General features: G+C 46.6%; 17 protein-coding genes. 9 read left to right on the forward strand and 8 right to left on the reverse strand.

The annotated features are described in order from the left end of the window. Positions 1 to 37 precede the first annotated feature (37 nt). Complete coding sequence (locus FLA_RS14165) at positions 38 to 2,413, forward strand: TonB-dependent receptor (protein ID WP_076378216.1); 2,376 nt, start codon at positions 38 to 40, stop codon at positions 2,411 to 2,413. Between the two features lie 66 nt (positions 2,414 to 2,479). Here the strand turns inward: FLA_RS14165 and FLA_RS14170 are convergent, their stop codons facing one another. From FLA_RS14170 to FLA_RS14185, 4 genes are all read right to left on the reverse strand, one after another. Then, on the reverse strand, positions 2,480 to 2,968 hold the full coding sequence (locus FLA_RS14170; RefSeq protein ID WP_076378214.1) for a hypothetical protein: 489 nt from the start codon (positions 2,966 to 2,968) through the stop codon (positions 2,480 to 2,482). Between the two features lie 2 nt (positions 2,969 to 2,970). After that, the gene (locus tag FLA_RS14175; protein ID WP_076378212.1) at positions 2,971 to 3,933 is read right to left on the reverse strand and encodes a cytochrome P460 family protein; all 963 of its coding nucleotides are present in this window, start codon (positions 3,931 to 3,933) and stop codon (positions 2,971 to 2,973) included. Positions 3,934 to 3,985: 52 nt separating this feature from the next. Further along, a complete protein-coding gene (locus FLA_RS14180) occupies positions 3,986 to 4,372 on the reverse strand; it encodes a hypothetical protein (RefSeq protein WP_076378210.1) in 387 nt (128 codons plus the stop codon). A 108-nt stretch (positions 4,373 to 4,480) separates the two neighbouring features. Next, the gene (locus FLA_RS14185; RefSeq protein ID WP_076378208.1) at positions 4,481 to 5,071 is read right to left on the reverse strand and encodes a Crp/Fnr family transcriptional regulator; all 591 of its coding nucleotides are present in this window, start codon (positions 5,069 to 5,071) and stop codon (positions 4,481 to 4,483) included. Positions 5,072 to 5,252: 181 nt separating this feature from the next. Between FLA_RS14185 and FLA_RS14190 the strand changes: the two genes are divergently transcribed. The 8 genes from FLA_RS14190 (at position 5,253) to FLA_RS14220 (ending at position 13,384) form a co-directional block, all read left to right on the forward strand. Further along, positions 5,253 to 6,248 (forward strand): SphA family protein, encoded by a 996-nt coding sequence (locus FLA_RS14190; protein WP_076378206.1) that lies wholly within the window; start codon positions 5,253 to 5,255, stop codon positions 6,246 to 6,248. Between the two features lie 202 nt (positions 6,249 to 6,450). Continuing rightward, positions 6,451 to 6,894 (forward strand): nuclear transport factor 2 family protein, encoded by a 444-nt coding sequence (locus FLA_RS14195; RefSeq protein WP_076378204.1) that lies wholly within the window; start codon positions 6,451 to 6,453, stop codon positions 6,892 to 6,894. Positions 6,895 to 6,965: 71 nt separating this feature from the next. Further along, a complete protein-coding gene (locus tag FLA_RS14200) occupies positions 6,966 to 7,976 on the forward strand; it encodes an alpha/beta fold hydrolase (RefSeq protein WP_084206160.1) in 1,011 nt (336 codons plus the stop codon). Between the two features lie 30 nt (positions 7,977 to 8,006). Further along, positions 8,007 to 9,008, forward strand: coding sequence for a VOC family protein (locus tag FLA_RS14205; RefSeq protein ID WP_076378202.1), 1,002 nt, complete (start codon positions 8,007 to 8,009; stop codon positions 9,006 to 9,008). A 108-nt stretch (positions 9,009 to 9,116) separates the two neighbouring features. Next, positions 9,117 to 9,515: a nuclear transport factor 2 family protein gene (locus tag FLA_RS14210; protein ID WP_076378200.1), complete on the forward strand. Its 399-nt coding sequence runs from the start codon at positions 9,117 to 9,119 to the stop codon at positions 9,513 to 9,515. 58 nt (positions 9,516 to 9,573) lie between these two features. Next, positions 9,574 to 9,768, forward strand: a complete 195-nt coding sequence (locus FLA_RS31175) for a hypothetical protein (RefSeq protein WP_148666369.1) — start codon at positions 9,574 to 9,576, stop codon at positions 9,766 to 9,768. An 11-nt stretch (positions 9,769 to 9,779) separates the two neighbouring features. Continuing rightward, positions 9,780 to 12,014, forward strand: coding sequence for a sensor histidine kinase (locus tag FLA_RS14215; protein ID WP_084206159.1), 2,235 nt, complete (start codon positions 9,780 to 9,782; stop codon positions 12,012 to 12,014). Between the two features lie 2 nt (positions 12,015 to 12,016). Next, complete coding sequence (locus FLA_RS14220; RefSeq protein WP_076378196.1) at positions 12,017 to 13,384, forward strand: sigma-54-dependent transcriptional regulator; 1,368 nt, start codon at positions 12,017 to 12,019, stop codon at positions 13,382 to 13,384. Positions 13,385 to 13,388: 4 nt separating this feature from the next. Here the strand turns inward: FLA_RS14220 and FLA_RS14225 are convergent, their stop codons facing one another. The 4 genes from FLA_RS14225 to FLA_RS14240 all read right to left on the reverse strand — a co-directional run bounded on the left by FLA_RS14225 (position 13,389) and on the right by FLA_RS14240 (position 16,534). After that, positions 13,389 to 13,826 (reverse strand): nuclear transport factor 2 family protein, encoded by a 438-nt coding sequence (locus FLA_RS14225; RefSeq protein WP_076378194.1) that lies wholly within the window; start codon positions 13,824 to 13,826, stop codon positions 13,389 to 13,391. Between the two features lie 46 nt (positions 13,827 to 13,872). Further along, on the reverse strand, positions 13,873 to 14,508 hold the full coding sequence (locus tag FLA_RS14230; protein WP_084206158.1) for a Crp/Fnr family transcriptional regulator: 636 nt from the start codon (positions 14,506 to 14,508) through the stop codon (positions 13,873 to 13,875). A gap of 137 nt (positions 14,509 to 14,645) precedes the next feature. After that, positions 14,646 to 15,449, reverse strand: a complete 804-nt coding sequence (locus FLA_RS14235; protein WP_231940442.1) for a helix-turn-helix domain-containing protein — start codon at positions 15,447 to 15,449, stop codon at positions 14,646 to 14,648. A 35-nt stretch (positions 15,450 to 15,484) separates the two neighbouring features. After that, on the reverse strand, positions 15,485 to 16,534 hold the full coding sequence (locus tag FLA_RS14240; RefSeq protein ID WP_076378192.1) for an SDR family oxidoreductase: 1,050 nt from the start codon (positions 16,532 to 16,534) through the stop codon (positions 15,485 to 15,487). Positions 16,535 to 16,593 lie beyond the last annotated feature (59 nt).

The raw sequence follows: 16,593 nt of genomic DNA on the forward strand, positions 1-16,593 counted from the left end.
GCATCCTCTAATCATACCCCATTATTAATAGATAGACATGCAAAACTTACTCGCATATTACAGGCATTTCCTGCTTGTATTTACTCTTTTTCTATGCAGTACTATTTCCCTGGCCCGCGATAACGACCACCGTCCCGCAGTAAAAGGCAGTGTGGTTACCAGCGATGGCAAACCTGTTGACGGCGCTTCTGTTCGCCTTAAAGGCACACATGCCGAGGCAATTACGGAAGAAGATGGCACATTTACCTTATGGGATGTACATCCCGGCCAATACGAGCTGGAAGTGCTGTATTTAGGTTACGCCCCGGTTACTGAACATATAGAAGTGCATCCGCACCACGTAGCCGCTGTAACAGTAAAATTGTCTGTTACCCAGCAGCAGTTAACAGAGGTGACCATTACCACGGGCTTTAACCGGTTTAATAAAAAGGAAACGGACGATGTGGCCCGTTTACCTTTAAAGAACATGGAAAACCCGCAGGTATATACCGTGGTAACAAAAGAACTGATGAAAGAGCAGCTGATTACCGATTACAACAGCGCTTTTAAAAATATTCCCGGTGCAGGTGTGCCGGTAGTGTACAATCAGGGCCGTAGCGCCATGTTATCCCGCGGATTTACCACTGCCAACCTGATACGCAACAGTATTTCCGGCTTTGTATATACCAATATTGACCCCGCCAACCTGGAAGCGCTGGAAGCCATTAAAGGCCCATCCGGCACCCTGTTCAACAGCAGCCAGATTTCGTTTGGTGGCTTGTTTAACCGTGTTACCAAAAAGCCTAACGAAAACAGGAAAACAGAGATCAGCTATTCCGGCGGCAGCTACAACCTCAACCGTCTTACCTGGGATATCAACACCCCTATCAAAAGCGACAACAGCGTGTTGATGCGTATTAACGGCGCCCTGCATACCGAGCAAAGCTTCCAGGATTATGGCTTTACCCGCAGCGCTATGATAGCCCCCAGCTTTATTTACAAAGCCAACGACAAGCTGAGTTTCCTCATTGATATGGAAGCCTCTATGTACAATGCTACTTCGCCTATCCGCCTGGCTCCTTATGCCAGCGGCAAGGCTACCAACATTAAAGATATGGGCATTGATTATTTCAAATCCTTCACCAATAATTCACTGGACTACAAAACTCAGCAACTGAACTTTTACGGCCAGATCAACTACCAGCTGAACAGCAACTGGAAGCTGCAAACCTTCTTTACCCGCACCTATTCGGCTACCAAAGGCTATGTATCTTCCCTGACAGCAGTTACCGACAGCACGCTGCGCCCTACTTTTCAGCGCGAGAACTTTCCCTATAATGGTACCGAATTGCAGCAAAACATTGTGGGCGACTTTCACATAGCCGGTATCCGTAACCGCATGGTGGCAGGTATTGATTTTTACAACCAGCGCAGCGACAGGAACACCCCTACTATTGTGCTGCCTACTATCAACTACCAGCATGTAAAACCCAGCGAATATTATTTTCTGAATGTGGACAAGGTAGATTCTATTGCGGCACGATTACCTATCAGAAGTTTCTCTAACTATCGCACCAACCAATATACTTATAGTGCCTATGTATCAGATGTAGTAAACATCACCGATCAGTTAAGCGCTATGTTAAGCCTGCGTGTAGATCACTTCGAGGACAAAGGCAACTACGCCCCTTATTACGACACTTCTACCCTGGCCTACCAGCAAAACGCTTTATCGCCCAAGCTTGGTTTAGTGTACCAGGTAGTGAAAGACCAGGTAAGCCTTTTCGGTAACTATATGAATGGCTTCAACAACCAGGGTGGCACGGACTTTTCGGGTAACAGCTTTAAACCACAGCACGCCAACCAGTGGGAAGCAGGCATTAAACTGGACGCCTTTCACCACCGTTTAAGCAGCACCATCAGCTACTACCATATTAAAGTAGAAAATACCCTGCGCGACGATCCTGACCACGCAAACTTTAGCCTGCAGGACGGTACCCAACTGAGCAAGGGTGTAGAAGCAGAAGTAATTGCCAATCCTTTTGGCGGTCTGAACATTGTGGCTGGGTACACTTATAACGACAACAAGTACATCCAGGCAAAAGCCAACATGATAGGCTTACGTCCCGCAGAAGCCGGCCCGCAACACCTGGCCAACCTGTGGATGAGCTATCATATTATGAACGGCGGCGCTAAAGGTTTAGGTTTTGGTGTAGGTGGAAACTACGGAAGCTCCGCTTTCCAAACCAACACTTCCACCTTTACATTTACTATTCCTTCGTACAAAGTACTGGATGCTACGGTTTATTACGATCGTCCAACCTTCCGTGTAGGTGTGAAAGTGGATAATATTATGAATGAAAGATACTGGTCGTTCCGTTTGGCCCCGCAAATGCCAACAAGGGTAACTGCTAACATCACTTTACGCTTTTAATGATAACCGTAAAAGCTTTTAAACAAACAGGCATCACAGAAGTGATGCCTGTTTGTTTTTACATACTTACCGGGGAGAAGCCGCCATTCTCAGGCGAAGAATAGCAGACAGCCGTAAACTATCCGCACCATTAACAGCCACCTTTTTTAAAGGACTGCCTGTATACAGGGTATACACCGGCATACCGGCAGCATCGATAGCTACACGCTCTACAGTCGTAATTGCTGCGGGAATATTGCCACCGGCCCATTGTTCATCCGGCTGCTGCTTCCAGGCTACGTTATATAATACAGCTCCGACCGGATAGCGGCCATCACTATGTTTGGCAGCATAGGCAAAGGCTGCATCATTACCATAAAGAATGCACATGATGCTGTCTTTAGGTTGCAGGCTGCTGGTAAGCGCGTGCAGCAACAATGGATTTTCGGGTAACTCATCTGCCGGTTGTACAGATGCCTGCTCATTCAAACCCAGCGGTTGCTGGCTATGACAACCTGCCATCAGCAGGCATAGCATTGCCAGAGTATATAAGGATAAATAGTATTGCTTTTTCATAACTATCTTTTTTGTTGTAAGGCACGGAAAAGGTTCAACGGTTTGGTAAAAACATAATCATTGCCTTTCATAGGCTGGTGACACGAAACACATTCCTGGGTAAAGGCCGCATTGGCTCCATAAGGCTTTAAATCATCCCCACGCCACCGGGCCCAACCCCATCCCGCTGTTTGCGCATATTTTCCGGCATCTTTTATCATAAACTCTACCTGCCAGAAAGCACCTGCTGTAACGCTACCATCGGCATTCACCTGCTCTTTCCAGGCTGCTTTGGCAAAAACAGCGCCGTCGGGCCACTCTTTCGTATGATGCTCTTCTATGGCTTTTACAGCTATATCATTGGCATAGATCATACGCACAGTACCATTATCAAACCTGTCCGTAGTACTCATCATTTTCCAGTTTCTATAGTCCGGTATATATGCTATTTCATTAGGTGCAGGCTTCACTTTACCTGTTGCTTGTAAAGTACCATTTACAAAGGCTTCATATTGCTTATCAGCCACGTGGAGCTGCGTTGTATCCGTCGTTTTCCGGGGTGTGCGGGAAAAGATGTATTGCTTCAAAAGCGCCTTATCTTCTGCCGATAAACTGGCGCTACCATGTACCATGGTATAGGAAGGCAGCGGCATTTCATTGGCCAGCGCCTGGTTTAAGGCATAATACAACATATTGTTTTGCGCAGGCGTAGGCAGCGAATCCCAGCCCGAAAAGTTAAACGCCTTACGCCCCTCCAGCACATGTTTATTCACCAGGAAACTGGCAGGACTCAACTGATCGTACCAACGCAGGTTTACCTCAGAGGAGTGACAATCAAAACAGGAAGTGCGCAAAATGCGGTTCACCTCCGGCGGCACACCGGCTAAATTAGCGGCGGGCGTGCTGGGTACTTTTTCAGGCCGGAACAGTTGCAGCACACCTGTTGCCACAATCAGCCCTATCACTATCATCATTGCTTTTTTCATCGTCTTATTCTTTTAATAGCAAATTGGTATATATAATGCCCAACATCTTAGCTCAGGAAACAGCAGCAGACAACTGGTATAACCCCACTACGCCGCCCTCATTCATCTCCATAAAGCAGTAACAGTTGTCTGCACTCAAATCCACTACCTCCCCCAACATCCTGCCACCGGAAGCCGTTAACTCCTCCATTGACTGTTGCAGATTATGCACACGGTAACCGATCACCACATCGCCATGCGCAAATAAATAAGGCGGATAGCACGACCCGGCACAATATAATTCTACCGTACAGCCATCAGGCAGCTGATACACGGTAAGCCCTGGATCTACCAGCACCTTTTTTGCTGCCATGCCATTTTCCAACAGCGCAGCCATGCCTTGCCGTTGCTGTCCGTTTGTCCTTATAAGAATTGTTTTTATACCTAAAGAACGTTTCATATGCTTGTAGGGTGGCTGTAAGTAAAACCACGGATACAAAGATGAAACAGACCGGAAGCGCTACCATTGATGTATCATAAAATCAAAATTGACATAGATCAAAATTGGTTAAGAAGAACGTTGATTTTTGGCGGTTTGTTTGCGAACACGGCTTAACGTTTCGGCAGTAATGCCCAGATAAGAAGCAATCATGCCCTGCGGAACACGCGTAGCCAGCTGCGGGTACTTTTCCAGGAACTTCAGATATTTCTCCTCTGCCCCCAGGCTTAAAAACGTGTGTATGCGGCTTTGCGATGCAACAAAGCTTCTTTGCAAAATGGCATTCACCATATCATTAAAAGCCGGAATGGTGCTGCACAGCTGATCGAAATTGGCTTTGGTAATCAGGATCACCTCCGCATCTTCCAGTGTATCTATGTTGTACATAGAAGGATTTCCCGTTTGCAAACTTTCCCGGTCGCCCGTCCACCAGTTTTCAATGGCAAAATTCAGGATATGTTCCGTGCCTTTATCATCAATAGTGTAGGTACGTAAACATCCTTTTACAATAAAAGCATTGTATTTCCACACATCCCCTTCCTGTAACAAAAACTGCCGTTTACGCAGCTTTTTATACTGGCACACCGCTTCAATCTTTTCCAGGTCGGCTTCTGTAACGTTGGCTTTTTCGAGAATATATTTTTTAAATGCTTCAAACACAGGAATAGATTTAGTTGGTGTCAGCTGTTTACTACATAAAGCTATAAAAAACCAACCACAAATATGAGTTATCAGCCTCACTTGCACCTTGACAATTGCCACTCAACAGCATTGATATTTGTCAAGTTATTTTTTAGCTTTTGTCATCTTCCGGCCATAGCCTGCCCACTAGGTTTGCAACATGCAAGCAACTACTCTTGCCGGCAATTCCGGCCCTCACAACACAAGACCGCTTTTTTATTCTTTGCTACAGTTAACACTACTGTTGGCGCTATTCACCGGCAAGCCCCATAACGCACAGGCGCAAGACCCCACTTTGCCCCCTACCAACCTGGGGTTAGCCAACGTGTTCGATGGCATAGCAGGCAAACCGGGTTTCCTGTACCAGGGCTATGCCCAGCTATTTCAAACCAGGGCCATCTACGATCAAAACGGACACAAAGCGCCTACCGATTTGAAAATAAACTCCCTCGTTACCCTGCACCAATTCATCTACCTGAGTAAAATAAAGGTGGGGAGTGGCAACCTGGGCTTTACCACCATTATACCTGTAGCACAGGTAAGTGCTTCTTCCACCACCGGCAATGCACCCTCCACCAATCCCAAAGCATGGGGCGATATCATTACAGGCACCGCCATTCAATGGAGTGACAAAAAACTGTTTGGCAAGCCATTCTCGCATCGTACAGAGCTGGACATCAGCTGGCCGGTAGGCGCTTACACCAAGAGTTACGCTATCAACCCTTCGGCACATTTATACTCCTTCGGCCTGTATCATGCTTTTACCTTACAGCTCAACAAACAGTTTAGCATCAGCGCCCGCAACCAGTTTAACTACAATACCCATATCATCGGCACAAAGGCAAGGCCCGGCGCTTTTTACAATGGCAACTACTCCGTGGATTATGCCTTGCTGCCATCGCTACGAATAGAAGCAGCAGCCTATTTCCTCGGCCAGCTGCAACAGGATAGCTATGATGGACATAGCGATTACTACGCTACACAATACGGCATTAACAATACCCGCGAACGGGTGCTGGGCTATGGCCCGGGACTGGCTTATTTTTTCCCCGGTGGCGGCTTAATGGAAGTGAAAGGCTTTTTTGAAACAGCGGTGAAAAACAGGCCCGCCGGCTTTAGATCAACAGTACGCGTTGCTATTCCTTTAAGTAAATAAAAGCACCTATAAAACGAAATACTAAGGCCGGATTAGCTCGTCCGGTCTATGCCCCGCTATAACGGCGGGGCTTTTTACAGGCATACACAGCGGGCATTCTATTGACATTTATCAATACCGTTTTTTATTAAATGTCAATGTTCGTCAACACGCTGTGATACAACTTTGTGGTATCAAAACAGTAACACATAATCTATACAATATGGCAACACAGCAATCTAATGAACAAATTGTTCGCGCACTCTATGAAGCAGCAGAGGTACAGGACTCCAAACTATTCACCTCTATGTTTACACCTGATGGTTATTTCTGGGATGTAAGTGCAGGAAAGAAATATTATGGTGAAGACATTGGCAACACCGTAGATATCTATGCCAAAGCCTTCCCCAACATGCACCGCGAACTATTGAAGGTGTATGTGAAAGATGAAGAGAATATGGTTATGGTGGAATTAACTTTAAACGGCACCCACAATGGCCCGCTGGAATTGCCGCTGGGAACCATTCCTCCAACAGGTAAAACCATCAATACCCCTTGTGCAGATTTCTTTTTACTGGAAAACGGTAAGATAAAACAGTTCCATTGTTATACTGCCGCCACTATCCTGTTTGCACAAATTGGCTTACTGGACAAGATTCAGTTATAATTCTTACTACACACAAAGGCATGGCCTTATTCATGCCTTTGTGTTTTCCTTCCTCCCCAAAATAATACAACATGAACAATCTGATAAAACAGGCAGCCAAAGCCATCACCCTTTTTACACTGGTGGGCTTTAGCTCCGCCACCATAGCGCAACCAAAGCAACATCTACCGGTTTCTATAAACAACTCCTCATTATCGGATGAAGCGCTGGTAAAGCAATTACCTGGCTTTGCCAATGGCTATGCTACCGTTAACGGCATACGCATACACTATGTAAAGGGCGGCACAGGCAAACCACTGGTATTGCTTTCCGGCTGGCCCCAAACCTGGTGGTCGTTTCATAAAATGATGCCGGAGCTGCAAAAAAGCTATACCGTTATTGCCGTTGATTACAGGGGCATGGGCAGTTCTGCACATCCCGATAGCGGCTACGATAAAAAAACAGTATCCAACGATGTGTACGAACTGCTGAAACAGTTAGGCTATGAAAAAGCCTACGTGGCAGGACACGACATTGGCGCACAGGTGGCATTTAGTTTAGCGGCCAATCATCCTGGAATGGTAGAGAAGCTGGTGATGATAGATGTACCCCACCCGGACGAAACCTTTGCCGCTATGCCTATGTTACCCGCTTTAGGCACACCTACCGACAAGCTGGATCCGGCCCGCCCTTATGTATGGTGGTTTGCCTTTAACCAGATAAATGGCTTACCGGAAGAACTGATAGCAGGCCGTGCTGCTGTTTTTCAAAAAACAATATTCCATTACCTGTTAAACAACGACAGTTCTCTGTCCACACTGGATCGCGCTGTATATGCAGCCGCTTATAACAGCAAAGAAACCATTCGCGCAGGCAACAACTGGTACCGCACGTTTATGCAGGACATAGAAGATTATAAACAGTACGCTCCTTTAAACATGCCCGTGCTGGGATTGGGCGGCCCCGGGTATGGCTGGTTAAACTATACCCTGCCTAAAAAAGCAACGAATGTAAAAGTGGTGAAAGTAGAAAACTCCGGCCACTTTGTACCGGAAGAGCAACCCGCCGTTGCAGTAGCAGAGATAAAACGCTTTTTGAATTAATACATCGATAACAATATAAAATTTATCACCATGAAAATGATCAATAACATCAGCCGTAATATCGTTAGCGGCATAGTGGCTCCCCTGGCTTTAACCGTAGGCGGCTTCAACACATCTGCCAAAGCACAAGCGCCCGGCATTGTAGGCATAGACCACGTTGGCATTAACGTGCCCAACTTAGAACAGGGCGTTCAGTTTTTTCACGACCTGTTTGGCTTTGAGCAGGTAACCAAATTAGGCCCCTTTGCTATGGATGCCAACTGGAAGAAAAACTTCCATATTCATGATAATGCTGGTGCAGTAACTGTAGTGATGATGCGTGCAGGCGATGGCTCTAACATAGAGTTATTTGGCTATACACCGCCGGTAGGCAGCACCGTGCAGCCTTACCGCGATGATATCAGCGCCACCCACATTTCGCTGTACACCACAGACATCAAAGCCACCAAAGCCTTCCTGGAATCCAAAGGCATTCAATTCCTTACAGACATTAATGCAGGTATGTTTGATACAGAAGGCGAAAGCTGGGTATACTTTGAAACTCCCTGGGGCGCTTCTATTGAGCTGAACAGCTATCCTAACGGAAAAGGATACGAGAAACAAAAGCCCGCTGTAAAACTGTGGAATCCCGCTACCGCTGCACAGCTCACTACCGAAACCTACAACAAAGCATTTCTGCAATCCTTTGCTGTAAAACAGGTAGCTGTATGGAACGAAACAGATTCGGTGGCAAGGTTACCCAAACTCAAAGAAATATATCAGAACGATATAGCTTTCTTTGATGAAGAAGGCAGCACTAATGGCATTGCCAGCTTAAACGCCCGCATCAGCAAACTGCAACAACAGAACGCCCGTTTCAAATTCAGCCTTATTAAAATAGACAACAGCAATAACATGGTAAGATATTACTGGAACTACGGCCCGGCTTCCAAACCCAACCTCATTTCCGGAATGGATCTGATTATACTGGAAGGTGGCAAAATACGCACCCTGAATGTATTCCTGGATAAGTTACCGCCTGCTGCCAAATAAGCGACATAAGCTGTAAACACACTTGATCTATATCAAATAATAACTTACCAAATATCATAGCTCAAAGCGCCTGTTCGCAGGAACTTTGAGCTATTAAAACGATATAACATGTCAACTCCATCACAATTACTACAGGATTACCTACGCTTTGTTAGCGAAGGCAAAGCACAACAGGCTTTTGAATTATTTGCCGAAGACGGCGCAATAGAGCTGCCTTATCTTAACAGCATTGGCGCTCCTCATCGCTGGGCGGGCAAAGAAACCCTGCAAGCCTTTTTCAAGGGATTTCCAGCCAGTTTTCCCAATTTCCACTTTAAAGATATCGTCATCCATATAGAAACCGATACTCAGGCATTTGGCGAATACCACGCAGAAGCCACCCGCAACGGGCAGCCTTACCAACAACACTACATGGGCCGACTGGTAGCAGAAAATGGCAAAATAAAGCTGCTGCGCGAAGCGTTAGATATGTCGCAGGTGATTAACACCGCGCCAAAAGCAAAATAAGTGGCTGTAATTGACATTTGTCAATGCACAATTTGTTCTCTTGCGCCAAATTTGGGATATGCAACAGAATCCCATTTTCATCATACCTCTTTTGTCACATGGGATAACACAGGCGTTATCCCATGCTGGCAACAGCCACCCGGCCAATAGTGCCCGGGCTTTCCCCTATCCCCGCCAGGTATCCTGCACCACGTACACCGCAGGCAATCACCTGCATCAACAGCAACAATTCTGGTTATCTTTACCGCGTTAGCACTACTGCATATGGGGAAACGTTTGATGATATTGTTATTGGGTATATCCTGTTTTTTTACCAGCAACGCACAGATGTCGGGCCTGGCATCGGGAACGCCTGCCCTCCTGCAACAGATTCCACGCCTTTCCACCGACACCGCCCGGATAACTGCCCTGCTTAAAGCAGCGGACTATTATCTTTTTAAAGCGGATATTATCGGGCAGGACGATTCTGCACAACATTACCTGGAGCAGGCACGCCTGCTGAATTTCGCCCATCATATCCCCTATGCCGAAAATCATATTCAGCTGTTAAAAACCTTTATCAACGGCAATAGCGGCACGCTGTCCCCTACCACCTACCAGGCACATATTGCACGCTTTCAGCAAACAGGCGATAAAGCCAATGAACGACTGGCCTGGCAGCTGCTGGGCGAAAGCATCCGAAACCAGCAAATGGATTCTCTCGAGCTTTCCGCTTATACCCATGCCCGGCTTTTGGCACAACAGCAGGGCGATAAGGAGCAGGAACTACACAGCCGCGCTTCCATTGCCCAAATGTACCTGGATGCACACAAAGGAGACACTGCGCAAATACTGCTGCAAAAGATCATTACAGAAGCCACCCCTTACCCGGGCCCGTTAACCAACGCCTACGACCACCTGGCCACCTATTTTCTCAACAGCGGTAAAATAGATAGCGCCCTCTTCTACTCCCTCCGGTCAGAGCACATTAAAGTAAGCACAGGCGACACCACTTATATCACCAATTCGTACAACCTGCTATGCCGGATATACTATGTGCTGAAAGAACATGAACAAGCTATTATATGGAACAGAAAAGCCCTGAACCATTGTTTGTGGACCAAAAAATACGGCATAGTAATGCCCATTCTGAGTTCCATAGTAGCCGATATGCTGGAACTGAAAAAAGCCCCGGCGGCCTTGCGCATGATGGACAGCATTGTACCCCATATACCCATTACAACTGCCGAAGACAAACGCCTGTATCATAAAACATACGGGAAAATATATTTTACACTCGGCAACTATAAGCAGGCAGAAACCCAATATTACCAGGCCATTCATTATGGCATAGCGGAAGGATTGAAATATTCCACCGATGCCAAAGGATCGGACTACCGGGCGCTGGGCATCATCTATTACCATACAGGCCAATACGCACGCTCTCACCTGTACCTGGATAGCGCCTTGCAAACCTGGCAACCATCCGGGCGGCAGGATTTTCTGTTACAGATACATAAAGATCTTTGCCAAACCGATTCTGCCCTGGGCGATTTCCGGTCGGCCATGCTGCATTTACGCTCCGCCAATGAAATTTCCCTGATCCTGTACGATAAAGACCGCGACAAAACGATTGAACAACTCAATTTCCAGTATAAGACCGAGGAACGCGAGAAAGATGTGCAGCTGCTACAGAAAGAGCAGTTACTGGATCACCAGCAGTTGTCAAGCGCCCGCACTATACGTAACTGGATAATAGCCGCATCGCTGCTATTAATGCTATTGGCCATTCTTCTCTATCGCCAAAGCAGGCACAGACGCAACACCAATGCAGTGATCACCCAAAAGAACGCCTTACTGGAAAAGCTGCTGGAAGAAAAGAAATGGTTATTAAAAGAAGTACACCACCGCGTAAAAAACAACCTGCACACCATTGTAAGCCTGCTGGAATCGCAGGCCGCATTTTTAGATAAAGAAGCCTTGCAAGCGGTGGAAAAAAGCCAGCACCGCGTATATGCCATGAGCCTGGTACACCAAAAGCTGTACCGGCAGGATGAGTTACGCACCATTGACATGAGTGTGTACATGCGTGAATTTGTGCAGTACCTTGCAGAGAGTTTTGGCAATCCATCACATATCCATTTCTCCACCCATACCGAAAACATAGCGCTGGATGTAACCCGCGCCATTGCCGTAGGCATGATCACCAATGAAGCAGTTACCAATGCGATGAAATATGCTTTCCCCGATCATACACGGGGTGAGATCAATGTAACGTTGGTACAAAAGGCACAAACCATCATCCTTACCATAGCCGACAATGGCATTGGTATGATGCTACAGGGCAGCAATGCAGAGATTAACTCGCTGGGAATGGAATTGATGAAAGGCTTTGCCCGCGACCTGGATGGCAGCATTCAGTTTGATAACCGGTTGGGTACCGTCATCACCTTATCCTTTCAGGCCGAAGATGCAGCAATAGCAGCACCATTGCCAAAGATGGATATAGATAAAATGTAGACATGAAAACAAGAATCCTTATCGTTGAAGACCAATCCGTAGAAGCCAATAATCTAAAAATCATCCTGCAAAAAGCAGGCTATCATGTTTGCAGCATTGCCATATCTGTAGCTCAGGCATTGGTGATACTGGAAAATGAAAAGCCCGACCTGGCCCTGCTGGACATCCAGTTAAAAGGAAACCAGACGGGCATTGACCTGGCACATATGCTTGCCGCGCGCAACATCGCTTTTATATTCCTCTCCGCCAATTCTGATGCCGCTACTTTAAAACTCGCTAAAGAAAGCTGTCCCTACGGCTTTCTGTTAAAACCCTTTCGCCAGAAGGAAGTGCTGGTAATGATGGATGTGGCCTTTTACCTGCACCAGCAAAAGCAGGAACAGTCACTTACCGCCCCACGCAGGCAACCTGCCCGCACCAAACCCGGCTACGAAAACATACTGGGCGAAAGCGCTGCGATGAAATCGGTGTTCAGTCAATTGGAAATTGTGTCGCAAACAGATACCTCTGTGCTTATCCTGGGCGAAAGCGGCACGGGCAAGGAATTAATAGCCAATGCCATACACCGCCTGAGTAAACGCAGCCATAAGCCTTTTGTCATTGTCAACTGCGGCACGCTTCCAGCCAATCTGATTGAGTCGCAATTGTTCGGCCATGAAAAGGGAGCATTTACAGGTGCTTACGAAAAACAGATAGGAAAGTTTGAGCAGGCAGATGGCGGCACTATCTTCCTGGATGAAGTGGGCGAGCTACCTGTAGACCTGCAGGTAAAGTTTCTGCGGGTATTGCAGGAAAGGGAAATAGAACCTATTGGTGGCAAACGCAAGCCCATTCATGTGCGTGTGATAGCTGCCACCAACCGCAACCTGGAAGAGGAAATGGCAGCCGGCCGGTTCCGGATGGATCTGTATTACCGCTTAAACATCTTCCCCATCCACATGCCCCCTTTGCGGGAAAGGCGCGAAGACATTATTGCCTTAGCCGAACATTTTGTAGCACAGCTGGCAGCCCGCGAAAGAAAGCACATTGAAGGCCTTTCTGATGCCGCTAAAGAATCCCTGCTATCTTACCACTGGCCCGGCAATATCCGCGAACTGCAAAACATGATGGAACGCAGTGTGCTGTTATGTACCAGCACCCTTATCCCCTCTATCCCTTTGGCAGCTACGCATTCCTCAAGGATAAAATCATCCGATACGCTAAAAACCTTTTCCGAAAACGAGCGGGATCATATACTGGCCGTATTGGAAAAAACACAATGGAAGATATTTGGCCCCGGTGGCGCGGCAGAGTTATTGGAATTAAACGGTTCTACCCTGCAATCAAAAATGAAAAAGCTGGGCATTGAAAAACGCATTACGCAAAAGTAACATCCTACTTTCCCAGTTGCCTGAGTAGCATGCTATAGGGAATGTAGCAATGATAGGAGATAATTTTTCCATCTTCCAGCGACAATATTTCGCAACACGGCACATGAATGTTTTTCCCTGCAGGTTCTATAATACCCCAGGGCAACACCAATGGCCCCTGTTGCGTTCCATTTAACGACAGCTCTACCACCACCACTGCTTTATGTGCACCCGACACATGCATTTCGTACAACTCCCGGTGTGCATTGGGAAAGGCCGTAAAATATACGGCAACCCCTTCTGCAATTTCCCGCCCTCCGCGGTAACGCCTGGATAGCTCCACATCCCAGAAATAGCCCTCTTCTGCAAAACATTCCACTACAGCAGGCAGGTTCTGATCTTCCAGTAACCGGTAAAAATTTTTGACAAGTGTTTTGTAAATGACAGACAATCGCTCATCCATTGTACAAAGAAAGGTTAGAGTATATAATGTTTTTATGGCAGGTTGGTTATAATAATGCAGGTACCGGCATCTTTTTCTTCCGGCGCACGCGACACAATGTTTCGGCCGACACACCCAAAAAAGATGCAATCATGGTTTGTGGAAAACGATGAATATAGCCGGGATGCGTGTTGTGGAAGTCCTCATAACGTTCCGCCGCAGACAGTTTAATAGCCATATGCAAACGGCTGCGGCACGCAAAATGCCGGGCCAGTTCTGCCATGCGCAAAGCCTTACCCACTACCGGAAATTCAGCCATCAGCACACCCAGGTCAGCATAATTCAATAACAACACCCGGCTATCTTCCATCATCTCAATGTTATAAATGCTACTGGTTTGCAGGTAAAAACTCTCTTCCTCCATCATCCAATCTCCCTCTACCCAAAACCCCATGGTATGCTCTAACCCATTTTCATCCACCGAAAACATCCTGGCTGCTCCCCTTAACAGGAAAGCCATATACCTGCACACATCTCCCTCCTGCAAAAAGTACTGGCGACGGCGCAGCCTTTTCTCCTGCAACTTTTCACGAATACACAGACGCTCTTCCGGATACAATACACTGCCCGCCTTTGCTTCCCAGTGCCGGAACAGTAACTCAAAGCCATCTATGTCCTGTGAAAATGATAGTACAGCACCCATCTTTGTTATTTACAGCGTGGTAAACCAATTTAGGGCCAGCCTATTGACGTATTCAAAATCAAGCAGTTAGTAAATAAAATGGCAACACATTCGGATATTTCGTAATCGTTGTTGATATATCAGTAACAACCGGCTGGCTACTGATGCTGCGCTTTCAGCTTTGTGGGAGCAAAACCAAACTGCTTTTTAAAGGCGAAGGAAAAATGCGATAAGTCTTCAAACCCCACTTCCAGGTACACATCAGAAGCACTTCGCCCCTTTTTATCCATGAGAAAATAAGCTTCCTGCAACCTTTTTTGCACCAGCCACCTGCTCGGCGTAGTGTTGAAAATTTGCTCAAACTCCTTTTTAAAGCTGGTAAGACTACGGCCTGTGAGATAAGCAAAACGCTGAACAGCCACGTTAAACCGGAAGTTGCGGTTCATAAAAGCTTCCAGGTCTATTTTCTCAGGCGCGCCAAAATCGAATAGTGTATGCGCTAAAGCAGGGTGATATTTCAATAGTATCAGCAATAACTCTTCGCGTTTTACATTCGCAAAAACAGGATCTATCTTTCCGTCCTTATCCAGGTAAGCACTAAGCGACTGCAGGAAGGCAGGCAGCATTTCATTTTTAGAAATAGGTACAAATGCTGCGTGGGAAGTGTTACTAACAGGTTGTTGCGGATGCCGTTGCGCAAACTGTTGCAAAAATGTTTTGTCCAATATCACCACTGTTTTTTCAAAGTGGTCATTCTCCGGCAGCTTATTATACCGCACTAAATGATTCTTCTTTACCACGCAGCACTCCCCAGCCTTTAATGTATAATGTTTATGCCCATCATAGCCATGCATAGTTCCTTTTATCAGGTATAAAAAGAAATGCTCTTCCACAAATTGCTCCGGCGAAATTTGTGGCCCAATATAACAGGATACTATTTTATCGGCTTTCATTAACATCATTCAAATATAATTCATTCATCAGGGTTATTGATCCATTACGGCTTATGTACTGTTTTAATAGCGCCATATTTTATCAGGCTTCCGGCAGATGCCAGCAAAGCTTCTTCCTTACTACGCGGCTGCCAGCCTAACACGCTTTTAGCCTTCGCATTGCTGGCTTTGCGGTTAATACCCAACATAGGAGCCAGCGCTTTGGCTTTTGCATTGAACAAAGCCGCCACACGCACCACCCAATCCGGTAATGTTTTAGAAGAAATACCAGCACCTATTTCCGGCATTCTCGCTTTTAGTAACCCGGCTATTTCCGGCAAGGTGATGGTACCACCCGATAAGGCCAGAAAGCGTTGTCCTTTTGCACCAGGGGCTTCCATAGCACGTATATGTAAATCCGCCAGATCCCGCACATCTACAATGGCTAATTCCAGTTTGGGTATCGCTTTCATAGTACCATCCATCACGTTTTTAAGCAACTCAAAACCAGCAGACAACTTGCCCGAAAGGGATGGTCCGAAAATACCTACCGGGTTTACTACAGTAAGCTCCAACTGGCGGCCTTCTCTTTCTATAAAATCCCAGGCAGCCCGTTCGGCCAATACTTTAGATTTGTTATAAGCTGATAAGCCTTTTTCGTTGGGGTTTGTCCAGCTGTCTTCGGTGATGAGTGTGGAGGGGTCTTTATGGCTATATCCTACCGCGCCAAAATTAGAGGTCATCACCACCCGCTTTACACCTGCATCCCTGGCAGCCTTCAACACACGCAACGTACCCTCTACCGCCGGGCGTATCATTTCATCCTCATGCGTGGGCAGATGCAAGTGTATAGGTGAAGCCACATGCAATACATACGCACAATCTTTCACCGCTTCGGCCCAGTTGTTATCGCTGGTAAGATCTGCTTCTATAAACTGAATATTCCGGAAGGAAGTAATGCCACCTGTGGTAAGCATATCCAACACCTCCTGCTTCCGGTTCAAAGAGCGAACCGTAGTTTTTACCTGGTACCCCTTTTGCAAAAGCTGCAAAAGGCAATGAGAAGCCACAAAACCAGTTCCACCCGTAACTAATACATATTTATCGCCTGTCATATCCTTGAATTTTATACCACAAAATTCTATCAGGATGGCTCCGGGCACTTTGTTGTACG

The sequence above is a fragment of the Filimonas lacunae genome, assembly GCF_002355595.1.
Lineage (GTDB): Bacteria > Bacteroidota > Bacteroidia > Chitinophagales > Chitinophagaceae > Filimonas > Filimonas lacunae.